22 protein-coding genes are annotated in these 21,845 nt (G+C 62.0%); 11 read left to right on the forward strand and 11 right to left on the reverse strand.

Annotation, left to right across the window (positions count from 1 at the left end; genetic code table 11):
* Positions 1–22: 22 nt before the first annotated feature.
* Positions 23–337 carry a hypothetical protein gene (locus ACE3PP_RS16760; protein WP_374384345.1) on the reverse strand — a complete coding sequence of 105 codons (315 nt, stop codon included), beginning with the start codon at positions 335–337 and terminating at the stop codon, positions 23–25.
* A 453-nt stretch (positions 338–790) separates the two neighbouring features.
* On the opposite strand from ACE3PP_RS16760, the gene ACE3PP_RS16765 reads away from it, so the two are divergent.
* From ACE3PP_RS16765 to ACE3PP_RS16785, 5 genes are all read left to right on the forward strand, one after another.
* Positions 791–1,111, forward strand: a complete 321-nt coding sequence (locus ACE3PP_RS16765) for an AtpZ/AtpI family protein (RefSeq protein ID WP_374384346.1) — start codon at positions 791–793, stop codon at positions 1,109–1,111.
* A gap of 92 nt (positions 1,112–1,203) precedes the next feature.
* Positions 1,204–1,947, forward strand: coding sequence for a F0F1 ATP synthase subunit A (locus tag ACE3PP_RS16770; protein ID WP_374384347.1), 744 nt, complete (start codon positions 1,204–1,206; stop codon positions 1,945–1,947).
* A gap of 67 nt (positions 1,948–2,014) precedes the next feature.
* Positions 2,015–2,239, forward strand: coding sequence for a F0F1 ATP synthase subunit C (locus tag ACE3PP_RS16775; RefSeq protein WP_320499757.1), 225 nt, complete (start codon positions 2,015–2,017; stop codon positions 2,237–2,239).
* A 101-nt stretch (positions 2,240–2,340) separates the two neighbouring features.
* Positions 2,341–2,829 (forward strand): F0F1 ATP synthase subunit B', encoded by a 489-nt coding sequence (locus ACE3PP_RS16780; protein WP_374384348.1) that lies wholly within the window; start codon positions 2,341–2,343, stop codon positions 2,827–2,829.
* A 3-nt stretch (positions 2,830–2,832) separates the two neighbouring features.
* Positions 2,833–3,333 (forward strand): F0F1 ATP synthase subunit B, encoded by a 501-nt coding sequence (locus tag ACE3PP_RS16785; RefSeq protein ID WP_374384447.1) that lies wholly within the window; start codon positions 2,833–2,835, stop codon positions 3,331–3,333.
* Positions 3,334–3,586: 253 nt separating this feature from the next.
* Here ACE3PP_RS16785 and ACE3PP_RS16790 read toward each other — a convergent pair whose 3' ends face one another.
* Positions 3,587–4,093 carry a phasin family protein gene (locus ACE3PP_RS16790; RefSeq protein ID WP_374384349.1) on the reverse strand — a complete coding sequence of 169 codons (507 nt, stop codon included), beginning with the start codon at positions 4,091–4,093 and terminating at the stop codon, positions 3,587–3,589.
* Positions 4,094–4,457: 364 nt separating this feature from the next.
* On the opposite strand from ACE3PP_RS16790, the gene ACE3PP_RS16795 reads away from it, so the two are divergent.
* Entirely contained in the window at positions 4,458–5,243 is a 786-nt protein-coding gene (locus ACE3PP_RS16795) for a carnitinyl-CoA dehydratase (protein ID WP_374384350.1), read from the forward strand.
* Positions 5,244–5,285: 42 nt separating this feature from the next.
* Here ACE3PP_RS16795 and ACE3PP_RS16800 read toward each other — a convergent pair whose 3' ends face one another.
* Entirely contained in the window at positions 5,286–7,670 is a 2,385-nt protein-coding gene (locus tag ACE3PP_RS16800; protein WP_374384351.1) for an aldehyde dehydrogenase family protein, read from the reverse strand.
* 3 nt (positions 7,671–7,673) lie between these two features.
* Positions 7,674–8,660, reverse strand: coding sequence for a deoxyribose-phosphate aldolase (gene deoC, locus ACE3PP_RS16805; RefSeq protein WP_374384352.1), 987 nt, complete (start codon positions 8,658–8,660; stop codon positions 7,674–7,676).
* Between the two features lie 237 nt (positions 8,661–8,897).
* Between deoC and ACE3PP_RS16810 the strand changes: the two genes are divergently transcribed.
* A complete protein-coding gene (locus ACE3PP_RS16810) occupies positions 8,898–10,133 on the forward strand; it encodes an MFS transporter (RefSeq protein ID WP_374384353.1) in 1,236 nt (411 codons plus the stop codon).
* A 12-nt stretch (positions 10,134–10,145) separates the two neighbouring features.
* Here the strand turns inward: ACE3PP_RS16810 and ACE3PP_RS16815 are convergent, their stop codons facing one another.
* Together ACE3PP_RS16815 and ACE3PP_RS16820 are read right to left on the reverse strand one after the other, a co-directional pair.
* On the reverse strand, positions 10,146–10,787 hold the full coding sequence (locus ACE3PP_RS16815) for a TetR family transcriptional regulator (RefSeq protein ID WP_374384354.1): 642 nt from the start codon (positions 10,785–10,787) through the stop codon (positions 10,146–10,148).
* A gap of 92 nt (positions 10,788–10,879) precedes the next feature.
* A complete protein-coding gene (locus ACE3PP_RS16820; RefSeq protein ID WP_374384355.1) occupies positions 10,880–12,556 on the reverse strand; it encodes a flavin monoamine oxidase family protein in 1,677 nt (558 codons plus the stop codon).
* A gap of 205 nt (positions 12,557–12,761) precedes the next feature.
* Here ACE3PP_RS16820 and ACE3PP_RS16825 point away from each other — a divergent pair, with 205 nt between their 5' ends.
* The 3 genes from ACE3PP_RS16825 (at position 12,762) to ACE3PP_RS16835 (ending at position 17,281) form a co-directional block, all read left to right on the forward strand.
* Positions 12,762–13,376 (forward strand): glutathione S-transferase family protein, encoded by a 615-nt coding sequence (locus tag ACE3PP_RS16825; protein ID WP_374384356.1) that lies wholly within the window; start codon positions 12,762–12,764, stop codon positions 13,374–13,376.
* Positions 13,377–13,530: 154 nt separating this feature from the next.
* Complete coding sequence (locus tag ACE3PP_RS16830; RefSeq protein ID WP_374384357.1) at positions 13,531–14,946, forward strand: PAS domain S-box protein; 1,416 nt, start codon at positions 13,531–13,533, stop codon at positions 14,944–14,946.
* Between the two features lie 10 nt (positions 14,947–14,956).
* Positions 14,957–17,281, forward strand: a complete 2,325-nt coding sequence (locus tag ACE3PP_RS16835; RefSeq protein WP_374384358.1) for a PAS domain S-box protein — start codon at positions 14,957–14,959, stop codon at positions 17,279–17,281.
* Positions 17,282–17,285: 4 nt separating this feature from the next.
* Here the strand turns inward: ACE3PP_RS16835 and ACE3PP_RS16840 are convergent, their stop codons facing one another.
* The 5 genes from ACE3PP_RS16840 to ACE3PP_RS16860 all read right to left on the reverse strand — a co-directional run bounded on the left by ACE3PP_RS16840 (position 17,286) and on the right by ACE3PP_RS16860 (position 20,957).
* The gene (locus ACE3PP_RS16840; protein ID WP_374384359.1) at positions 17,286–18,599 is read right to left on the reverse strand and encodes an NAD(P)/FAD-dependent oxidoreductase; all 1,314 of its coding nucleotides are present in this window, start codon (positions 18,597–18,599) and stop codon (positions 17,286–17,288) included.
* Positions 18,596–19,066: a YbaK/EbsC family protein gene (locus ACE3PP_RS16845; protein ID WP_374384360.1), complete on the reverse strand. Its 471-nt coding sequence runs from the start codon at positions 19,064–19,066 to the stop codon at positions 18,596–18,598. Before ACE3PP_RS16845 ends, ACE3PP_RS16840 begins: the two co-directional genes overlap by 4 nt.
* A gap of 15 nt (positions 19,067–19,081) precedes the next feature.
* A complete protein-coding gene (gene proC / locus ACE3PP_RS16850) occupies positions 19,082–19,909 on the reverse strand; it encodes a pyrroline-5-carboxylate reductase (RefSeq protein ID WP_374384361.1) in 828 nt (275 codons plus the stop codon).
* Between the two features lie 38 nt (positions 19,910–19,947).
* The gene (locus ACE3PP_RS16855; protein ID WP_374384362.1) at positions 19,948–20,451 is read right to left on the reverse strand and encodes a YbjN domain-containing protein; all 504 of its coding nucleotides are present in this window, start codon (positions 20,449–20,451) and stop codon (positions 19,948–19,950) included.
* 233 nt (positions 20,452–20,684) lie between these two features.
* Positions 20,685–20,957, reverse strand: a complete 273-nt coding sequence (locus tag ACE3PP_RS16860) for an accessory factor UbiK family protein (RefSeq protein WP_374384363.1) — start codon at positions 20,955–20,957, stop codon at positions 20,685–20,687.
* Positions 20,958–21,035: 78 nt separating this feature from the next.
* Here ACE3PP_RS16860 and lgt point away from each other — a divergent pair, with 78 nt between their 5' ends.
* Positions 21,036–21,842: a prolipoprotein diacylglyceryl transferase gene (gene lgt / locus ACE3PP_RS16865; RefSeq protein ID WP_374384364.1), complete on the forward strand. Its 807-nt coding sequence runs from the start codon at positions 21,036–21,038 to the stop codon at positions 21,840–21,842.
* Positions 21,843–21,845 lie beyond the last annotated feature (3 nt).

Genomic DNA, 21,845 nt, shown 5'->3' on the forward strand with positions numbered 1-21,845 from the left:
TAGTAGGCAGTTGCGGTTGAATTCACTGCCAATGCATCGGCATGGTGCAGAAGACGTAGATTCCATAGCCCCAGGCAAGCATGCCCAGCAGGGCTAGGCCTTGCCCGACGCGCCCCCAACGCCGCCGGTCGGGATGGTCGGCGAAGAACCAGAACGGTACCCGCCCCATCAAAAAGGCGACAAAGGCCCCCGTGGCGAGGGCCAGCGGCAGGTAGACCGGCAGGAAGGGATAAATCGGATCAGTGATGAGGACGGCCATGATGCCGGCCCCAGCCATCAGGACCATGCCGCCAAGGGCAATGAGAATGGCGACGACCCAGGCACCGATTTTCTTCACCCGCACCCCCAGCAAAGCGTTCTTGGCAAAATTTCCCTAGTCCCGATATCCCCAGCGAATCGGCGCTCGGCCGGGCCGAACCGGACCGCCCGCAGACTGTCGAAGATGGCCGCTTGTGCCAAGCTCCCGGATGCCAAAGCCCCTCGCCTGGCGCCGGAAACGCGCCATTTGTGGCTTTCCGGGGGATGTTGGGTCCAAGTTGGGCCTCTGACCGCCGGAAACCAGACCGCGCTTGCCGGGTTGATGCTGCAGGTGCGATTCCGCAGCACTTGGAAGAGCCCCTGCCAGGAGCTTGCAATCCGCCGATTTTCTCATTATCCATCAATGTGTTAGATGGACCCAAATCACCTTGACAGCCCAGCACCCCTTGCCTATGTTGCGCGCGCTTCCGCCGGTTTTTTCCGACGGGGGTAGCGGCTTGTTGCTCGGGGGATACCTTGAGGATCGGCAACGATGACCGAACAGCAGCCTGATAAGCTCGATCAGTTCAACGCGAAGCTTCAAGAAGCGCGCGAGCGGATCGAGGGGTCGGGCACCCAGGAATTGGCCAAGGAAGGCACGTCCCTGGGATATGGTTTCCGCCTCAGCGTTGAATTGCTGGCGGGCCTGCTGGTGGGTCTGGGGATGGGCTATGTCATCGATGGATGGCTCGGTACACGCCCCTGGTTGATGCTGGTTTTCATGATCCTGGGCCTGGGTGGGGGCGTCCTTAATGTGATGCGCGTGACCAGGCAGATGGAGCAGCTTGAAGCTTCCAAGAAGGATCAACGTTAAGCGTCGACCCTTCGGGCCTGGCTTTGCGGCGCACGCCGGTTTAGGCGCGCTCTTTCCACGGTTCGCGGGCGGCAACAACCGGGGATGACATCGTGGCCGAAGCCCATTCACCGCTCGCCCAATTCGAGATCAAGACGCTCGCCGACCTGCATCTGGGCGGCATCGATGCCTCCTTCACCAACGCCTCGCTGATCATGGTGGTGGTGGTCGGTCTCATCACGCTCTTCATTGCCGCCGGCATGCGCAACGCGACGATCGTCCCGGGCCGCTTCCAGGGCATGGTCGAGTTCTTCTATGAATTCATCGCGAATTTGATCAAGGAGAACACCGGCAGCGCCGGCAAGCAGTTCTTCCCGCTGATCTTCTCGCTGTTCATGTTCATCCTTGGCGCCAACCTCATCGGCCTCTTCGGCGCCATCACGATCACCAGCCATATCGTCGTCACCTTTGCGCTGGCCTTCATGGTGATCACGATCGTCACCATCGTCGGTTTCGCCCGCCACGGCAGCCACTATCTCAGCTATTTCGCCCCGTCTGGCGCGCCGATGTGGCTGATGCCGCTGATGATTCCCTTGGAAATCATCTCCTACCTCATCCGCCCGATCAGCCTGTCGGTCCGACTGTTCGCCAACATGGTGGCCGGCCACGTGATGCTGGCGGTGCTCGGCACCTTCGTTGTCGGCCTCGGCGGCCTGTTCTTCGCGCTGGGCGCCATTCCGCTCGCGGCCATTCCGCTGATCTTCGCCCTCGAGGTGCTGGTTGCCCTCCTGCAGGCCTACGTCTTCGCCATTCTCACCTGCATCTATCTCAACGACGCCATTCACCTGGCGCACTGAGATCGGGGCGGGGAAGAAGATTTCCGTCAACACCAAGCAACGTTAATCCCAAGAAAGGACATCCATCATGGAACTCGAAGCCGCGAAAATGATCGGCGCCGGTATCGCAGCCCTCGCCCTCGGTGGCGCTGGCGTCGGTCTCGGCAACCTGTTCGGCAGCTACATGCAGGGCGCCTTCCGCAACCCGGAAGCCCAGAGCAAGCTGAAGGTCAACCCGATGCTCGCCTTCGCGCTGATCGAAGCCACCGGTCTGTTCGGCTTCGTCATCGCCATGATCATCCTGTTCGGCTAATTGCCGACCAGACGATCTGACTAACGTTGCGATCTACGACTGGCCGGCGCGTATTTTAAGAGCGCCGGCCAGTTTGTAATTTCCAGTTGGGAGGGCCACCGATGCCCCAATTCGATCCCGCCATTTTCTCGCCGCTGCTGGTCTGGCTCGTCGTGACCTTCGTGGCCCTCTATGTGCTGATGTCGAAGTTTGCGCTGCCGAAGGTGGCGAACATCATCGACCAGCGCTCAGAGCGTATCGAGGGCAACCTCGCCAAGGCCGAACAGCTGAAGTCGGAAGCCGCCGCGGTTCTCGCCGCCTATGAAAAGGCGATTGCCGACGCCAAGGCACAGGCCCAGGCCGAACTTGCCAAGTCGGCGGCTGCCGTCGCCGCCGATACCGCACGCCGCGAAACTGAATTCGCTGCCCGCCTTGCCGAGCAGACCAAATCGGCCGAAGGCCGCATCAAGGCCGCCCAGGCCGAAGCGATGGCCCAGGTCAAATCGATTGCGACCGATCTTGCCGCCGGTATCGCGGCCAAGTTGACCGGTGCCAGCGCCGATCAGGCTGCGGCCAGTGCCGCCGTCGAATCCGCGATCAAGGAGCGCTGAGTGATGGAACACGAAGTCGGTTTCTTCGCCAATCCGCATACCTGGGTCAATATCGGCGGCCTGATTTTCCTGGCCTTCGCCGGCCCGAAGATCTGGAAGGCCCTTGCCCAGATGCTCGACCAGCGCGCGATCAAGATCAAAGCCGATCTCGACGAAGCGCAGAAGCTCAAGGACGAAGCGCAGGCCCTGCTTGGCGAATATCAGCGCAAGCAGAAGGACGCCTTGAAGGAAGCGGCCGAGATCATCGAGACCGCGAAGGCGGTTGCCGAGCGTCAGGCCAAGGATGCTGCCGCCAACCTCGAAGCGGCCCTTGCCCGCCGCGAGAAGCTGGCCCTGGAGAAGATCACCCAGGCCGAAGCCGCCGCCATCGCCGAAGTCCGCCGCGAGGCGGTCGATGTCGCGGCAGTCGCTGCCCGCAAGCTGATTACGGCGAGTCTCAACGACGCCCGCGCCAACGCGCTGGTCGATGCGGCCATCAAGGATGTGAACCAGCGCCTGCACTAAGCGGCCCAGGTTTCCGAACGAACAGAAGGCCCGGATCCGACAGGACCCGGGCCTTTTGCTTTTGCGCTCGGCAGTTTCGGATGCTGGCGCTCCAGGCCTAACGGCCCGCTGCCGTCCCGTGTCGGGGCCGCCCACATCACGGCTGCATCTGCTGGGACGACGGCAAAAGAAAACCGCCCGCATCGTTCCCGATGCGGGCGGCTTCTATTTTACCTTGGCGGGACTTTCGCCCCGCCGCAAGCCGATGGCTTGATTACTTCTTCGCGGCCTTGGCGATCGCGGCCTTCACTTCGTCGATCTGGGCGACGAAACGGCCCTGGATCAGCTCGGCGACTTCCTCGCCCGACTTCTGGACGAGGTCGGTGATCTCGCGGAGGTTCGAAACGGCCTGCTCGAAACCGGCCTTGGTGATCTCGGCCTGCTTCACGAGCTTTTCTTCAGCGCTGGTCGGCTCAGCCAATTCCTTGGCGACCTTGCTGAAGTCCTCGACAGCCTTGCGGGCGATCTCGGCCTGGCGCTGGGCAACGGCCTTGACGCCTTCGAAAGCGGCCTGATTGGCAGCGGTCATGACTTCGAAGTTCTTCTTCTGGGCGGCGACGACGCCGTCGATGTCGAAGAAGCCCTTACCGTTGGTGAAGGCCTTGCTGTAGTCACCGAACCACTTGCCGAAATCGGCCTGGATCTTGGTGAAGTCGAACTTGGTGAAGTCCGGGAAAGTCGGGGTGGTCGTGTTCTCGAACGTGGTCTGGGCTTTAGCCATGATGCGTCTCCTCAGGGATATAGGTTCTGGGGGCAATTGATTTATTGTGCAGCGCACAATCTGGAGGTTATATGAGCCAGTCCGTTGGCGAAATCAAGGGCTTTTTTGTTGCGCCGCAGCAATTGAACCCATCATCATTATATTTCAATATGTTACAATCTGTTTTCGGGTCAGTTGCAATGCCCTGACAGAGCGATGACGGCCGCGGGCGCAACAACGGCGCTCAAAGAGCGGCAAACGACGCAGCTGAGCGAGCCGATCGGCACAATCGCTTCTATACAAATGTTCAATATCGACCACGCATAGCCGGCGTGATAGCCATGCCGACACAGTGAACCCTGGATTGCGCAAGAAGGAGAGACCCATGGGTGAAGGCCCGCTTCATGTCAGCCGCAACGGCGCCGTGCTGGAAGTCATTTTCGACCGGCCCAAGGCCAACGCCATCGATGCCGGGACCAGCCGCAAGATGGGCGAGGTCTTCGCCAGCTTCCGCGACGACCCCAGCCTGCGTGTCGCCATCCTGACTGGTGGCGGCGAGAAGTTCTTTTGCGCCGGCTGGGACCTGAAAGCCGCGGCAGCGGGCGAGGCACCGGATTCCGATTACGGTGTCGGCGGCTTCGGTGGGCTGCAGATGCTGCCCAACCTCAACAAGCCGGTCATCGCCGCCGTCAACGGCATGGCCGTGGGTGGCGGGTTCGAACTCGCCCTTTCCGCCGACATCATCATCGCCGCCGATCATGCCCGCTTTGCCCTGCCCGAGATCCGCTCCGGCACACTGGCCGATGCCGCCACGGTCCGCCTGCCCAAGCGCATGCCCTATCACATCGCGATGGACCTGCTCTTCACCGGCCGGTGGATGGAGGTTGGCGAGGCGCAGCGCTGGGGTCTCGTCAACGACGTGGTGCCGGCAGCCGATCTCATGACGCGCGCCAGGGAGATGGCGGCGGTACTGGCCGGCGGCCCGCCGCTCGTCTATGCCGCCATCAAGGAAGTGCTCCGCGCGGCCGAGAACCAGGATTTCCGAACGGTGATGGACCGGATCGCCACTCGCGATTTCCCGACCATCGCCAAGCTTTACAGCAGCGAGGATCAGCTGGAAGGCGCCCGTGCCTTTGCCGAAAAGCGTGATCCGGTCTGGAAGGGCCACTGACGCGGCGATTTAGGAAGGGGAGCGGTCGCCGCTCCCCTTTCTTCATTCGCCATAGGGGATCCAGATATTCTTCACCTGCACCGCTTGGCGCAGGAAGATCGGCCCTTCCGCCGCCGCTCGGTCGAACCAGTCGATGGCGAACCCGTAATCGGTAAAGATCCGCTTCAGATTGCCGATCGAGAGCCTCTCCGCCACCGTCGCATCCTCAGGCGTCGCGAACACCCACAGCGCATCCACATCGTCATGCTGCGCCAGGGTCTTCACCAGCTCGCCGCGCGGACCGGTGACGATGTTGATGACCCCGGCCGGCACATCCGAAGTCTCGATGATTTGATAGAGGTCGGTGGCGCTCAACGGATGCCGCTCCGATGCCACGATAACCACCCGGTTGCCCAAGGCGATGAGAGGGGCGACCAGCGATATCAGAGAGAGGAGCGGTGCTTCGTCGGGGCAGGCGACACCGACGACACCGATCGGCTCATGCATCGCCAGGGCCACGCCCCGGATTGGCGGCACATGCACGCTGCCTTCGAACTTGTCGGCCCAGGCACCGTATGAGAAGAGACGGTTGATGGTGGCCTCAACCTCGTGCTGGGCCTCACCGGCACCGCACCCGGTCATGGCGTCGATGCGATCCGCAAACTCGGCGGTTCGCGCCGACAGATTCTCCGCCAGATAATAGAGGATCTGCGCCCGGTTGTGAGCACTCACCTTGGCCCAGCCATCAGCGCCACGCGCTGCTGCGACAGCGTTGCGGATATCCTTGCGCGACCCCTCGCCTACCTCGCCGAGCAGCCTTCCATCCGGCGCCAGGACCGGCCGCACATAATTGCCGTCCGGACGCACCTGCTTGCCGGCGATGAAGAGCTTGGCCGTCCGGTCGATGGACGGCAGGCCGGTTCCGGCGGCTGTCTCTTTCTGTGGCGGTTGCGGCAGCGCCTTGCGCTGCTTGCGCCCCGCCCAGGCGCGGGGCTTCAGATACTCATAGGCACCTTCGCGGCCACCCTCGCGCCCATAGCCGGATTCGCGGTAGCCGCCGAAGCCGACGGCAGCGTCGAAAAGATTGGTGCCGTTGATCCACACGACGCCAGCCAACAGTTTCGGCGCGATATCGAGGGCAAGGCCGATGGTCTCGCTCCAGACACTGGCGGCAAGGCCAAAGCGGGAATTGTTGGCGAGCATCACCGCCTCATCCGGCGTGCGGAAGGTCATGGCGACGAGCACGGGGCCGAAAATTTCCTCCTGCGCCACACGCGACGCCGTTTCGACGCCGGTCAGCAATGTAGGCGGGTAGAAACAGCCGTCCTGCGGCAGATCGAGCGACGGCTGATAGCAATCCGCCCCATCGGCGATGCCGGCCGCCACCAATTCCTTGATCCGCGCCAGTTGGACAGGGGCCACGATGGCACCCAGATCGATCGATTTATCGAGCGGCGCGCCGACGCGGAGCTTGCCCATACGATCCTTGAGGCGCGCCAGGAATGGCTCGGCAATGCCCTCTTGCACCAACAGACGCGAACCCGCGCAGCAGACCTGCCCCTGGTTGAACCAGATACCGTCGACAATGCCCTCGATGGCGGCATCGATATCGGCATCCTCGAAAACGATGAAGGGCGACTTGCCACCGAGTTCCAGCGTCAGCGACTTGCCCGACCCGGCTGATTGCTCGCGGATGAGGCGGCCCACGTCCGTTGAACCGGTAAAGGCGATCTTGTCGATTCCCGGATGCACCACAAGGGCCGCACCCGTCGACCCGTCGCCGGTAACAATGTTGAGGATACCGGGCGGGAGGCCTGCGGCCGCCGCGATTTCGGCAAAGAGCAAGGCAGTGAGTGGCGTGAACTCGGCAGGTTTCAAGACCACCGTGTTGCCGAGCGCCAAGGCCGGCGCCACCTTCCATGCCAGCATCAGCAGCGGGAAATTCCACGGAATGATCTGGCCGACGACACCGACCGGCATCTGATCGGCAAATTCCGTCTCCTGCAGCTGCGCCCAGCCAGCATGATGATAGAAGTGCCGCGCCACCAGCGGCACGTCGATATCGCGCGCCTCGCGGATCGGCTTGCCATTGTCCAAGGCCTCGACGACGGCGAAAAGCCGCGCATGACGCTGTACCGCGCGCGCCAAGGCATAGAGATGCCGTGCGCGCGCATGACCGGGGAGTGCCGCCCAACCCGTCTGTGCCGCGCGGGCGGCCTTAACCGCTGCATCGATATCGGCCGCATCCCCTTGCGCCACGCGTGCCAACGGCTTGTCCTTTGCCGGATCACTGGTGTCGAAATAGCCTCCATTCTGTGGCGCCACGAACTGGCCGCCGATGAAATGACCGAAGCCGGCCACATGTCGCGCCAGCCAAGCGCGCGCTTCCGCATCCGATTCCGGCGCAGGGCCATAGCTCATCTCGTCGAAAAAACGGGCGACGCTCATTTCTTAACCTGCGGCATGGCGGTTGAAGGCGGAATAGCGGCCGGTCACATGATGTTCCAGCTGCCGCTCGATATCGGCAAGGAGACTCGACGCACCGATGCGGAAGAGATCGGGTTCGAGCCACGGGCGTCCCAGTTCCTCCTTCATCAGGATCTGGTAGTTGAGCACGTCCTTGGCGGCGGAAATGCCGCCCGCCGGCTTGAAGCCGATGCGCGTGCCGGTCCGCTCGTGATAGGCGCGGATCATGCGCAGCATGACGAGGCTGACCGGCAGGGTCGCATTGACGCCCTCCTTGCCCGTCGACGTCTTGATGAAATCGGCCCCCGCCATCATGCAGACGAGCGAGGCGCGGGCGACGTTGCGCAGGGTCTTGAGATCACCCGTCGCCAGGATGGCCTTCACATGCGCCGGGCCGCAGGCGGCGCGGAAGTCGCGCATCTCGTCATAGAGAGCTTGCCAATTGCCGGTCAGCACATGCTCGCGCGTGATGACGATATCGATCTCCGCCGCCCCATCGCGCACCGAGGCCTCGATCTCCTTCAACTTCACCTCATGGGGGACCAGTCCGGCCGGAAATCCGGTCGACACGGCGGCAACCGGTATACCGGAACCTGCCAGCGCCTCGACCGCGGTCGCGACAAAACGGTGATAGACGCAGATGGCGCCCGTGGTGATGCGCCGCTCGCCCATGCCCATCGCCGCCAGCAAATCCCCACGCACCGGTGCCTTCGCCTTGGCGCAGAGGCGTTTCACCCGACCAGCCGTGTCGTCGCCACTCAGCGTGGTGAGGTCGATGCAAGTGACGGCTTTGAGCAGCCACGCCGCTTGCGCATCTTTCTTGACCGACCGGCGCCCCGGCAACGTCGCCGCCCGCCGTTCAGCAGCCGACAGATTGATGCGGACATCGCCGAGCCAGCCGAGATCGAGCGGCATCCCCGCGTTGCGCCGATGCGGGTCGGTATTGCTTGCCGCGATCTTCAATTCCGCCATCTGACCGTTCCTTGCAATGGGCTAGGGATGCGCCCGGGGCCTTGCCAGCGTCAACCGGAAAATCTCCTTGGGGAGGGGTGAAAACGGGTGGCCGAAAGGTGCAAAAAAGGGCGAAAAGGGAGGCCTTGGCAGACGGCGGACTTTCGCCGGGCGGAGCTTTCCGGCAGTATGGCGCGCCCGCTGCGGCAGCCATATCCCTTCCTATTTCCCGGTCTTTTCATGTCGGCGCAACCCAACATGCTCTCTGTTCTCCGGAACAGGGACTTCTTCTTCCTCGAAGCCAACGCGTTCTTCTCGATTCTCGCCGCTGAGATCCTGACGGTGGCGCTGGGCTGGCGCATTTATGAAATGTCGAACGATGCCTTTGCGCTGGGCCTCGTGGGCCTTGCGCAATTCGTGCCGACGCCGCTCCTGGTCATGCTGACCGGCACCTTCGCCGACCGCTATTCGCGCCGTCGCATCATCACCATCTGCATGGCGGTGGAGTTCGCCGCCATGGCCGGCATCGCCTGGGTGACCCAGCTTCCCGGCAGCGATATCTGGCCGATCCTGGCCCTGCTCGTGCTGCTCGGTGCGGGCCGTGCCTTTCTCGCACCCGCCTCCCGCGCCTTAGCACCGACATTGGTCGCGCGCGAGGAAATCGGCGCCGCCGTTTCCTGCTCGACGGCGATCTGGCAATTCTGCTCGATCAGCGGACCGGCCCTCGGTGGCCTGCTCTATGGTGTTTCGCCGATGACGGCCTATGGCACCGCCCTGTTCATGGTGGCCTTGGCGGCACTTGCGACACTCTTCATCCGGCCGGTCCCACAGACGCCGCTGCAGGAAGAAAGCATGGTCGACGCCCTGATGGGCGGCCTCCGTTACATGAAGGCCGAGAAGATCGTGCTCGGCGCCACGACGCTCGATCTCTTTGCCGTTCTCCTCGGCACCACGGTAGGCCTGCTGCCGATTTTCGCCCGCGACATCCTGCTGGCCGACGCGCTTGAGCTTGGCGTGCTAAGATCGGCCATCGGCATCGGGGCCCTCGGCATGGCGCTTTTCCTCGGCATCTTTCCGGTCCGCCGCCATGCCGGGCGCATCATGTTCGCAACCGTTGCCGTCTTCGGCCTGGGCACGATCATCTTCGGCCTGTCACATTCGCTGTATCTATCGGTAGGGGCCCTCATCGTCATGGGGGCGAGCGACATGATCAGCGTCTATATCCGCGAGGTGCTGCTGCAATTGTGGACGCCGGACCAGCTGCGCGGCCGCGTCACAGCCGTCAACTCGGTGGCCATCTCGGCATCGAACGAGCTCGGCACCTTCCGGGCCGGTGCCTCGGCCGATCTCTTCGGGCCCGTCATTGCGACCGTGCTGGGCGGCGTCTGTACCCTGGGCGTCACGTTGATGTGGATGTACCTGTTCCCCAGGCTGCGCAAGGCCGACCACCTCACCGGCATTGAAGCCGATGACGGCACCGCCAAGGAAGGCTGAGGAAAAGCCCGACTATGCTGCCGCGCGGCGGCGGGCCTCGAACATCTCGGTGATCTTCACTGCCTGCGAAAGACGCTTGTCGATCTCCGCCATCGTCTTCGAGAGATCAGGGCTGTCATCGCGCCGCCAGGCACGCAGGCCGGCGGCATAGATCGCGATCAACCCCTGGACACGCAATAACCCGCGCAGGCCGGAGGCACTGACACCGGCCGTTTCCAGTGTGAGGCTCATGGAGCGCGCCACCTGGCACGACATCTCGGCCGCTTCGATCGGCGTCGTCGGCAATTCACGCAACAGGGTCGCGTAGGCGTCGCGATGCTGCTGCAGATGATCGAAGCGCCGCATCAGGAGGTCGAACAGCCGGTCCTTGCCGGTTCCATCCAGCGGATCAACCTTGAGACCGTCCAGAATCTCGGCATCGGTTGCCCGCGCCAGCCCTTTGAGGAGAGCTGCCTTGGTCGGATAGGTCGCATGCGCCGTCGCCATGTCGAGCCCGGCCGCCTCGGCGATTTCAGCGAGCGACAGGTCGCGCCAACCCTGCGTTGCCACCAGCTCGAGCAGGGCCGCCCGCATCGCCGCTGCCGGATCGTTCGGCCGCGCGTGTCTTGCAGCCGGCTTCTTCGCTGTCTTCTTCTTCGTCGCCCGTCTAGCCATGATGGCCTCCGCTATCCCGGACAATTCGGCAGCAATGATACAGGCGGAACCTGAACAGCGACAAGCCGGGTACAGTTCCCGGTAAGCCCGGGTCAATCCGGCAGAGCCACGGGACCGATCCGCTCATAGACATCGCCCGGGCCGGGGTTTTCCTTGTGCGTATGCCCGCCGAAATGGGTCATGACGCCCCAGACGGCATTGAGTGCCGTCTGCACAGCACCTTCGACCCAGGCCGGAATCCAGGCCACATCATCGCCGGCCATGAAAATGCCGCGTTCGGCGGGCGGCATGCCCTTCTGCATGAAATGACCGAACATGCGGTGGTTGTAACGGTAATGCCCCGGCAGCGCGCCCTTGAAGGCGCCGAGGAAATGCGGGTCGGCCTCCCACGAGACGGTGATCGGGTCGCCGATGATGTGCTTGGCGATATCGACCTGCGGATAGATCTTGGAAAGAGCCGACAGCGCCAGCTCCACGCGCCGCTCGACGGGGAGCGGCAACATCTTCAAAGCGTCCGACATCCAGCTATAGGTCAAACAGATGACACCGGGCTTATCCGGCCCATTGTCGAAGAGATAGGTACCCCGGGTCAGGCGATCGGTCAGTGTCATGCTCATGACATCGCGCCCCGTCAGCGGATCTTTGTCCTTCCAGAACGGCCGATCGACCATCACGAAGGTCTTGGAGGATTGCATGTAGCGCGTGCGATCGAGGGCCATCCAGATCTTCTGCGAAAAGACGGATTCATCGGTGTCGATGCTGGTGGTGAGAAGCCAGGATTGGCAGGTGGCGACGATGGCGGCGAACTGCTTGCGCCGACCCCAGCGGTCGACCACATCGAAATCGCCGTCGGCACGACGTTTGATATGCGCCACGCCGGGCAGCGGCGCGCCGCCATGCAGGCTGGAGAGCGAGGTACCCTTCGGCCAATGCTGGAGGCGTTCGGGCTGGCGGCGCCAGATTCCCTGCGGCACCTGCTCGACGCCACCAACGATATAGCGCTGATGATCGTCACACTCGGTCACATTGACGCGCAGGATTTCCAGCATCGAATTGGGGAAATCGGAATCCCAGCCGCCGGTGCCGAAGCCGACCTGGCCGAAGACCTCGCGGTGATGGAAACTGAGCTTCGAGAAAGCCTGCGAACGGGTGACGAAATCGTAGAAGGTGCGCTCGTCCCATTCCTTGACCAGCGGATTCCAGATTTCCTTGATCGCGGCGACATCGCGCCGGCGGATGGCCTGCTGCAGCTGCGAATATTGTGCATGTTCTTCAAGCGCCGCGTGGTAGGCATCGGCCACTTCGCGAAACAATTTCGGCAGATCGTCGATCGTGCGGGCGTAATAGGTCTCACCCTCGAGATTGATGACCGTGCTGCCGGCTGCTTCCGTGAGCGGATTCGGGAAGGGGCGAGAGTCGAGGCCGAGGCGATCGACATAGTGATAAAAGGCGGTCGAGGAGACCGGGAAGCGCATGCCGCCCAATTCGGCGATGACGCCATCGGGGGCACCTTCGAAGGGCTGTGAGCGCAGGCGGCCGCCCAGCTGCGAGGCTTCGTAGACGACCGGTTTCAAGCCGAGCTTCATCAATTCGTAGGCGGCGATCAGGCCGGAGATGCCCGCACCGATGATGGCCACTTCGGCACCGTGCCTGTCGGCCGGGATCGCTCCCAGGCCCGCCGGGTGCTTGATCCAATCGTCGAACGGGAACGGAAAGTCAGGGCCGAAGATGGTCACCGGCTGCTGTTCGGTCGATGGAGTGGCGGCCATGATGCTGCTCTTTCCGCAAAATTCGGAGGGTCTTGTCATCGAATAAGCCCCGGAGGCCCCGGGAATCAACCCGGCATGTGCGTCCGGCGGAAGAGTGTCGACGAGATGCGCGTTTCACCGGTAAGTTGCCGGCAAGAACGCGGCGAAACGCCATCGCGACCGGCGAATGGCAAATGCCCAAGAAATGAGACGGAGACGATCCAAGATGAAACTCTATTTCTCACCCCATTCATGCGCCCTCGCCTCTCACATCGCGCTGGAGGAAGCCGGGGCCGATTTCGAAGCAATCCGGGTGGATTTTGCCAGCAACGAGCAACGCGGCGAGGCCTTCCTGAAGATCAATCCCAAAGGGCGCGTCCCGGCACTTGTCACCGAACGCGGGATTCTCACGGAGACGCCGGCGATTCTCTTCTACATCGCGCAAACGCATCCGACGGCACAGCTGGCACCGTTCGACGATCCTTTTGCCTTGGGCCAGGCGCTTTCCTTCGCTAGCTATCTGTGCGCCACAGTTCATGTCGCCCACGCCCATCGCACGCGCGGATATCGATGGGTGGACGATGTGGCGGCAATCGAAGCCATGAAGAAAAAAGCAGCGGGAAATGTCGCCGAATGTTTCCGCCTGATCGAGACCGAGATGCTGGTTGGCCCTTATGTCCTGGGCGAACGCTATTCGGTCTGCGATCCCTATCTCTTCACCCTGGCAACTTGGCTGGAAGCTGACGGGGTCGATCCGACACAATTCCCCAAGGTCCTCGCACATCGGAAATTGATGGCACAGAGAGCCGCCGTGGTGCGCGCGCTGAAGCTGCATGAATGAAGCGGCAGAGGAAAGTCCTCACAGGCGCTGGGGAATTTAAACCGGCCACACTGACAAAGATATCTCTGCATACATCCAGACTTGCATAGGGTTCTATATCTCCCCACTATAAGCAGCATTGCGCCTTCTGCTAACAGCTGTGGAGGAAACGGCATTGCCCGCTGCCGCCAACGGCCTGAAGGAATCGACAACAGATCACCCAGCCGGCGAGTCACGATTTCGCCGGGTCGTTGAGGCGTCCCCCAGCGCCATGATCATGGTCAGTCCGGAAGGCCGGATTGAAATGGTCAATGTTCAAGCAGAACGGGTCTTCGGCTATACCCGGTCGGAACTGATCGGCCAGCAGCTAGAGATTTTGCTGCCGCATCGCTTTCGCACACAGCACCCATCGTTGCGCACGGCATATTTTGGTGAACCGCAATCGCGGCCGATGGGAATGGGGCGCGAGCTCTTTGCTCGCCGGAAAGACGGCAGCGAATTTCCCGTCGAGATCGGACTGAACCCGATCGAGATGGAAGAAGGCACGATGGTTCTCTCAACCGTCGTCGATATTTCCGAACGCAAAAGATCCGAAGAGCGTTTCCGTCTGGTCGTCGAAGCTGCTCCAAATGCGATGGTGATGATCAATCCACGCGGCCAGATTGAGATGGTCAATGCGCAGGCCGAGCGGGTTTTCGGCTATAGCCGGACCGAAATGCTGGGCCAGCCCGTGGAGATGCTGGTACCGGAGCGTTTTCGCGGTGGCCACCCGGCGCTCCGGGCCACGTTTGCCGGTGCCGCCAACGCACGGCCGATGGGCGCTGGCCGCGATCTTTATGCCCGGCGCAAGGATGGCAGCGACTTTCCCGTGGAAATCGGACTGAACCCGATCGAGACCGAAGACGGAACGATGGTTCTTTCCGCGATCGTCGACATTTCCGACCGCAAGCACCGCGAAGAGAGCATCCAGCAATCGCTCAAGGAGAAGGATCTGCTTCTGGGCGAGATTCACCACCGCGTTAAAAACAATCTGCAGATCGTCTACAGCCTCCTCGATCTCCAGGCCGGCCAGATCGACGATCCGGTCGTTATCGCCACGTTGCGCGACAGTCAGCACCGGATCCGTTCCATGGCGTTGATCCATCAAACGCTTTACCAATCGCGAGACTTCGCCAAAGTCGATTTCGCCACTTTTCTCGACAGCTTTGTTCCAACCCTGATTTCCTCCTACGCCTTGTCGAGCAACCAGGTGAATGTCGAAATTCTTGCTGATGACATATTTCTTCCTATCAATTCGGCCATCCCGTGCGGCCTGATCGTCAACGAGCTGACCACCAACGCGTTGAAGCATGGCTTCCCGGACGGCCGCACCGGAAATATCCAGATTCACTTTGGGTTAACGAATGATGACGGGTATGAGTTGAGCATCCGGGATGATGGGATTGGCCTGCCAAACGGCATCGACATCGAAAAACAGGCGACTCTCGGGTTGCAGTTGGTGACGATGCTGGCGGCGCAAATTCGTGGACATCTGTCTGTGCAGGCGAACAGTCCGACCTGCTTCAGCATCCGATTCCCACGACCGGCATGAGGTTGACGGCATGAACGCGCCCTATTCTCCCATGATCATGGTCGTCGAAGACGAGCGGATTGTTGCGCTCAATCTGTGCCGCAGCCTGAACAAGCTCGGCTACAATGCCTCGATCATCGTCTCCAATGGTGAAGATGCGCTGCGCAGCATACATGCGCACAAGCCCGATGTGGTCTTGATGGACATCCACATCGACGGCGAAATGGACGGGATCGAGACCGCCGCCCACATCCCGCAAGACCTGATGGTTCCGGTCATCTATCTGACGGCCTATACCGAAGAAGCAACGCTTGAGCGCGCCAGGCAGACCAAGCCCTATGGTTATTTGGTCAAGCCATTTTCCGAACGTGAGTTACACGCCACGATCAAGATGGCCCTGCACAGACGCGAGAGCGATATTGCCGTTCGTCGTAGCGAGGAGCGATTGCGACTGGCCCTCACCGCGGCTGAGCTCGGCTCATGGGAAGTGCAGCCAGATACGAGCGCGATCATATGCCGTTCACACACCGATTGGGTACACGGCATTCCCGGCCACCAGGCCGCAGATAGCCTCGATGAATTCCTGGCGAGTCTTCACCATGAAGACCGGGAGATGGTCAAAGAGGCCTACCGCGTCGCGCACGACAGCGAAGAAATGTGCGAAGTGGAGTTTCGCCGCGACCTGGGTGACGGTGAAATGCGCTGGTATCGTGCTGCCGGCAAGATGTCGCATGTCGATTCCGATGGCACCAAGCGTCTGCTCGGCGTCATTCGGGACATCACCATCTTCAAGAAGGCGGCCGACGAACGAAGGCACTCGGACCAGAACTACCGGGATCTCATCTCGACCATCAACGGCATTGTGTGGGAAGCCGACTTAGCGCGCGATCACATGACCTATGTCAGTGACAGCACCGAGCGGATCCTGGGTTATTCACCAACAGACTGGCTGACCATCCCCCTGTTTTGGGAGACTCACGTACATCCCGACGATCGCGCCCAGGCGATTGCGGAATATCACCTCGGCACTGCAAACACGGGCTCGTACCAGTCGACCTATCGCATGATCGATGCCAATGGGGACATCGTGTGGATTCACGAAGTCGTCTCCGTTATCGACCGCAATGGCGGCACAAACCTGGTGCGCGGGCTGATGGTCGACATCACCGATCTGAAGAAGGCGGAATCTGATATCGAGGCTGCGAACTTGCGGCTGGCAGAAAGCGAAAAGCGTCTGGCAACTATCTTGGATACAGCTGCCGTCGGCATCATATCGATCGACGAACATTTGCGCATCATCGCATTCAACCGCGAAGCAGAACGAATCTTCGGCTACGGCGCCGCGACCATGATCGGAACCACGCTCGATCGGCTGATTCCACCGCATCTCGTATATGCGCATCAGGAGCACATGAAGGCATTCCTGAAAAGTGATGAGGTCAGCCGCGAGATGGGTGATTGGCGTGAAGTGCAGGGGCTGCACGCCAACGGCAGCGTCATTCCATTGGCGGCCATCATTTCTCGGGTCGAGGTCGCAGGGCGGGTGACGCTGACAGCAATCATGCGCGACATGACGCAGATCCAGAAGTCAGAGATGGAGCTGCGGCGTTTGCTCGCCGATCGGGAACTGGCCGTCGAACGTGCCGAGGAAGCCAGCCGCGCGAAGTCCAGCTTCCTGGCTGTCATGAGTCACGAATTGCGCACGCCGCTCAATGCCATCATCGGATTCTCGGAACTGATGGAGCGGGAGATTGGCGGCCCGATCGATAATCCCAGCTACCGGGAATATATCGCCGACATCCATCAAAGCGGGCAGCTCTTGCTGGATCACGTCAACGGCATTCTCGATCTGTCGCGCATCGAATCAGGGAAACACGACCTCAAGCTCAGCCCGGTCACGTTACAGGACGTCTGGGCACCAATCTCCGGCACCCTCTTGGCCAACGCCAACACCAAGGGGGTCGAACTCAAGCTCATCGAGCCCGCGGATCAAATCGTCTTGAAAGCCGACGTCAAGGCGGTTTGCCAGATCATCATCAACCTGGTCTCGAACGGCATCAAGTTCACGCCGGCGGGCGGGCTGGTGGAAGTGGGCATTGCCGACGTCGAAGGCCCCACCATTTTTGTGCGCGATACTGGCCGCGGCATTCCGGAAGACAAATTGGCCGACGTCGTGAAGCCGTTCTATCAAGTATCCGACGCAATGGTTCGCGACACGGGTGGTGTCGGCCTGGGTCTCGCTATCTGCAAGTCGTTGGTCGAGGCAATGTCAGGACGCATCGCCATCAACAGCGAGATCGGCCGCGGGACGACAGTCAGCGTGTTCTTGCCACGCTGGCAGGATGTGCATCACTGACTTTTCAGTGTTCGGATCGTGCCTGGTGCAGTTCATGGGCCAGTCGGACTTTCGCGATCCAAGTAAAAAGGGACCCTGTCGGGACCCAGCTAGGCTTGTCGAGCCCCAGCGCCGTCTCGACCAGCGGCGATCTTTCCCCGCTGGCATGTTCCGCCATGAGACGGCCCAGCAGGGTTCCCCGCGCCACGCCTGCGCCGTTATAGCACCCAGCCGCGTAAAGGCCCGGTGAAACCTGCTCGAACACGAACGTCCAGTTTCGGCTCGCAGCCATATGGCCGGACCAGGTGAACTCGATCGCATCCTTGCCCAGAAAGGGAAAGCGATGCCGCAGCCCCATTTCGTGCCACGCCTTGCGCTTGGCCAGCATGGCCTCGCTGATGCCATCAGGCTCGTATTCGGCCGTGTTGCGCATGAGGATGCGCCGATCGGCCGTGAGGCGAACGGTTGCCCCGCCTTCGACCGGGCAGAGACCGCCCCAAGGCGCTGCCTTGCGGATGGCGTTCTCTTCTTCTTCGGTGAGCGGGCGGGTAAGGCTGGCGGTGAGCGAGATGGGGAATACGCGATCACGCTTCAATCCCAAGCGCGGCATGAAGGCGTTGAGCCCGACGATCACCCGACGTGCCTTGACCTGCCCATCAGGCAGATGGACGACGACGCCACCACCGGCGGCCGATTCAATGCGCAGCGCTTCCGTGTTCTCAAAACATTCGATCTGCGGCGGCAGGGTATCGATCAAGCCTTTTGCGAACTTGGCCGGCTGCAGCAGGGCGTTGCCACCACCCAACCATAGTCCGTGATTATAGAAGCCGATGCCGAGCCGCGCCTTCAGCGCCTCATGGTCGAGAACGCGTGCTTCACCACCCAGATCGTTGATCATCCGGGCGCGCTCTTCAAGGGCCTGGAACTTCGCCCGCTCGCGCACGGCGAAAATGTAGCCACCGGAATCATAATCGCAATCGATGCCGAGTTCGCTCACGAGCCGCTTCACCTCGGCGCCGGCCGCCTGATGGATGGCGGCATTGGCAAGATAGACGGCCCGGTCCTTCTGATGGCGGATTTCGGCGGGACCAGGCATCTCGCGCGCCACGGCAAAGCCCGAATTGCGCCCGCTTGCCCCCTGCCCCAACCGCTTCCGGTCGATGAGCATGATGCGGTCGTTGGGATGCAGTTCGGCCAGGCGGCGCGCAGCGGCAAGACCGGTGAAACCACCGCCGATGACGAGCCAGTCGGTCGAGCTGTTGCCGGCCAAGGCCGGGAAATGGCGATAGGTACCGGCAAGTGCCACCCAGCCGCTACGATCGGTCACGCGCTCGCTCATACCTTCACCTCAACGACTTGCCCCTGTGTCACCCGCGCGAGATCGGCCGGCGTCAATCTGAAGACGGCATTCGGTGCGCCGGCCGCCGCCCAGATTTCGGCATATTGCAGCAGGTCCGCGTCGATCAATACCTGGACCGGACCGACCGTCCCAAGCGGTGCTACGCCACCGATGGCAAAGCCGGTCTCACTGCGCACGAAGTCGGCATCGGCCTTGCCGATTTTCTCACCTACCAGAACCGCGAGCTTCTTCTCATCCACGCGATTGGTGCCGGAGGCGATGACCAGGATGGCCCGGTTGCTGGCGGTGGCACGGAAGACTAGCGACTTGGCGATTTGCGCCTGGGCGCAGCCGATCGCCGCCGCCGCATCGGCCGAGGTCCGGGTCGAAGCATCGAATTCCTTGATATCCGCCCTGCACCCGGCAGCCACCAGGGCGGCGCGCACGCGATCGACGCTGCTGCTCATCTCTTCCGCCCCCGATCAGGTGGCGAGTTCGCGCGAGCGTCGGGTCGCCGCGGCAATGGCGCGGTTCATCAGCGGCTGAATGCCATCCTCGGCCATCAGCACATTGATCGCCTCAAGGGTGGTGCCCTTGGGGCTCATCACCGCCTGTCGCAGCGCAGTAGCCGACTCAGGTGACTGATGGGCAAGCTCGCCCGACCCGCAGACGGTCGAACGGGCCAATTGCATGGCAAGGTCCGCCGGCAGGCCATTGACGCGGCCCGCCTCGGCAAGCGCTTCGATCAGCAAGAACACATAGGCCGGGCCACCGCCGGAAACGGCCGTCACCTGGTTGAGCAGCGCCTCATCATCCACCCAGGCAATTTCGCCCACGGCGCTGAGGAGCTCCCCGCACAGATCGAGCGTTGGCGCCGGCACGCCCGGATCGCGGCACAGCACGGTCATGCCGCGGCTGACGGCAGCCGGCGTGTTGGGCATCGAGCGCACGATAAGCGCATCCGCACCCAGCATCTTCTTGAAATAGGCGACGGTCTTGCCGGCGGCGATGGAAAGGAAGGTCGTGCCCGGCCCGGCGAATTTCTTGTAGTGCGCCAGGGCCTCGTCCATGAATTGCGGCTTGACCGCCAGAAGAATGATCGCGGGCTTGAGGTCGCCCGGCAACTGGTCGGGGGCCGTCAGGATATGAACGCCGGCCGCCTTGACGTCGTCGAGGTCCTTGGGCGCCAGATCGACCACGTAGACCTGATCGGCCTTCACGCCCTGCTTCAGCCAGCCCCTCAGCAGCGCGCCGCCCATCTTGCCGCAGCCGACGAGCAGCAGCGCGCCCGGTAATTGCAGTGTCGCCATATCATCCCCGCCCGTTTCTTTGCTGGGCGGTGACGAAATCAGGCCGTGCCGACCGTGTCGAGCAGCGCTGCTTCAACCGCCTCCTGCGGTTTCTTACCGCCCCAGAGCAGGAATTGGAAGGCGGGGTAGAACCTTTCGCACTCATTGATGGCAGCTTCCATCAAATCCTCGAGCTGCTCGGCCGAAACGCCGGCCGTCCCGCGCAGGAGAATGGTGTGGCGGAACATCGGCGCCAGTTCCTCGGAGCAGAGGTCGAAATGACCCAGCCACAGGCGCTCGTTGATATAGCTCAGCAGCTCGGCCACCCCGGCACGCTTCCCCACCGGAATCTTGGTGTCGAACAGGCACGAAAAATACAAAGCTCCGAGATCCTCCTGCCAGACGAAGAACATGCGGTATTCGCACCACTGGCCGGTGAATTCGACGATCATCTCCTCGTCGGTCGAGCGGTCGTAACGCCATTCGTTGGCGTTGACCAATTCTTCCATCATGTCGAGGGGATTAGCGGTCGGGGCCAGGGTCGATTCGTGGTTCAACTGCATCGGAAGCGCCCTCCATGCGGGTGGCTGCCGGGCGAACCGGCCGCCTATGATCGACCAGACTCATGCCTCGCGGAGCCGCCACTCATGGGGCGCGCGACCCCTAAGGCTTGGTGGAGAATGGTTAATTCGCCACCACATTTAGAGTCGCAAATTTGGCGGTGCAGCGCAAGAGGCATTTACGAAGTTTAATACGACTGCCGCATTTCTTCCGAAGCGGCCCCCAAAAGGCCCGTTCAGAGCGCCGGTTTCGGCCCTTCTGCGGCGGCCAGTTTGGCTTCAAGGGCCGCCAAGCGGCGTTCCAGCTTGATCTGCTCTTCGCGGGCGGCCTGGGCGACCGCCTTCATGGTCTCGAATTCCTCACGGCTGACCAGGTTCATGCGCCCGAGCAGGCGTTCCAACTGATGCTGAATCTTGGTCTCGATCTCGGTCCGGAGGCCCGTGAGCGATCCGATGGCGCCACCGGCCACCTTGGCCATGTCATCAAGAATGCGGTTATCGCTCTGCATGGTGAAACTTCCTAAACTTGTGGCCCATTCCCCTGGGCCTTATATAACCGAGCCCGTGGCCGCTGACGAGTGTACAGAATGACGCCGGAAACCAGCTATTTCATCTTTCCCGAATTCGATCCGGTGGCCATCGCCCTCGGCCCCATCGTGATCCGCTGGTATGCGCTGGCCTATATCTTCGGCATCCTCATCGGCTGGCGCTACATGCTCTATCTCGCCAAGAAGCCGCCCGCGATCGTCAAGCCGAACCATTGCGAGGACATGATCACCTGGGCGACGCTCGGCACGATCATCGGCGGCAGGCTCGGCCATGTGCTGCTGTGGGACCCGGGTTACTATTTCGCGCATCCGCTGGAGATCCTGATGGTCTGGAAGGGCGGCATGGCCTTCCACGGCGGCCTCGTCGGCGTCATCACCGCCATGTTCATCTATGCGCGCCGCGCGGGCATCCCCTTCTTCGCCCTGGCCGATCTTGCCGCCGCGGCGACGCCGATCGGCCTCGGCCTCGGTCGCCTTGCCAATTTCATCAACGGCGAACTGGTCGGGCGGCCAACGGATGTTCCCTGGGCGGTGATCTTTCCGCATGTCGACAATCTGCCGCGCCATCCGAGCCAGATCTATGAGGCCTTGACCGAGGGGCTGCTCCTCTTCCTGATACTCGCCGTGCTGGCACACCGTCGGACTGTGCGCGAACGGCTCGGCACCCTGTCCGGCGTCTTTCTCATCGGCTATGCGCTGGCCCGTGTCCTTTCCGAAATGTTCCGCGAGCCGGAAGCCTTTCGCGGCACGCTGGTCGAAACGACCTGGGGACAATGGCTGTCGGTGCCGATGCTGGTTTACGGCCTCTACCTCATCTGGCGCGGCCGCCGCGTCGCCACTGCCTGATGC

The sequence above is a fragment of the Dongia sp. genome (assembly GCF_041910485.1).
Taxonomy (GTDB): domain Bacteria; phylum Pseudomonadota; class Alphaproteobacteria; order Dongiales; family Dongiaceae; genus Dongia.

Excerpts from the sequence above, each read along its gene's own strand:
- ACE3PP_RS16765 (WP_374384346.1), top strand. The coding sequence starts at position 791 with ATGACCGAACAGCAGCCTGATAAGCTCGATCAGTTCAACGCGAAGCTT.
- ACE3PP_RS16775 (WP_320499757.1), top strand. The coding sequence starts at position 2,015 with ATGGAACTCGAAGCCGCGAAAATGATCGGCGCCGGTATCGCAGCCCTC.
- ACE3PP_RS16780 (WP_374384348.1), top strand. The coding sequence starts at position 2,341 with ATGCCCCAATTCGATCCCGCCATTTTCTCGCCGCTGCTGGTCTGGCTC.
- ACE3PP_RS16785 (WP_374384447.1), top strand. The coding sequence starts at position 2,833 with ATGGAACACGAAGTCGGTTTCTTCGCCAATCCGCATACCTGGGTCAAT.
- ACE3PP_RS16790 (WP_374384349.1), bottom strand. The coding sequence starts at position 4,093 with ATGGCTAAAGCCCAGACCACGTTCGAGAACACGACCACCCCGACTTTC.
- ACE3PP_RS16795 (WP_374384350.1), top strand. The coding sequence starts at position 4,458 with ATGGGTGAAGGCCCGCTTCATGTCAGCCGCAACGGCGCCGTGCTGGAA.
- ACE3PP_RS16800 (WP_374384351.1), bottom strand. The coding sequence starts at position 7,670 with ATGAGCGTCGCCCGTTTTTTCGACGAGATGAGCTATGGCCCTGCGCCG.
- deoC (WP_374384352.1), bottom strand. The coding sequence starts at position 8,660 with ATGGCGGAATTGAAGATCGCGGCAAGCAATACCGACCCGCATCGGCGC.
- ACE3PP_RS16810 (WP_374384353.1), top strand. The coding sequence starts at position 8,898 with ATGCTCTCTGTTCTCCGGAACAGGGACTTCTTCTTCCTCGAAGCCAAC.
- ACE3PP_RS16815 (WP_374384354.1), bottom strand. The coding sequence starts at position 10,787 with ATGGCTAGACGGGCGACGAAGAAGAAGACAGCGAAGAAGCCGGCTGCA.
- ACE3PP_RS16820 (WP_374384355.1), bottom strand. The coding sequence starts at position 12,556 with ATGGCCGCCACTCCATCGACCGAACAGCAGCCGGTGACCATCTTCGGC.
- ACE3PP_RS16825 (WP_374384356.1), top strand. The coding sequence starts at position 12,762 with ATGAAACTCTATTTCTCACCCCATTCATGCGCCCTCGCCTCTCACATC.
- ACE3PP_RS16835 (WP_374384358.1), top strand. The coding sequence starts at position 14,957 with ATGAACGCGCCCTATTCTCCCATGATCATGGTCGTCGAAGACGAGCGG.
- ACE3PP_RS16840 (WP_374384359.1), bottom strand. The coding sequence starts at position 18,599 with ATGAGCGAGCGCGTGACCGATCGTAGCGGCTGGGTGGCACTTGCCGGT.
- ACE3PP_RS16845 (WP_374384360.1), bottom strand. The coding sequence starts at position 19,066 with ATGAGCAGCAGCGTCGATCGCGTGCGCGCCGCCCTGGTGGCTGCCGGG.
- proC (WP_374384361.1), bottom strand. The coding sequence starts at position 19,909 with ATGGCGACACTGCAATTACCGGGCGCGCTGCTGCTCGTCGGCTGCGGC.
- ACE3PP_RS16855 (WP_374384362.1), bottom strand. The coding sequence starts at position 20,451 with ATGCAGTTGAACCACGAATCGACCCTGGCCCCGACCGCTAATCCCCTC.
- ACE3PP_RS16860 (WP_374384363.1), bottom strand. The coding sequence starts at position 20,957 with ATGCAGAGCGATAACCGCATTCTTGATGACATGGCCAAGGTGGCCGGT.
- lgt (WP_374384364.1), top strand. The coding sequence starts at position 21,036 with ATGACGCCGGAAACCAGCTATTTCATCTTTCCCGAATTCGATCCGGTG.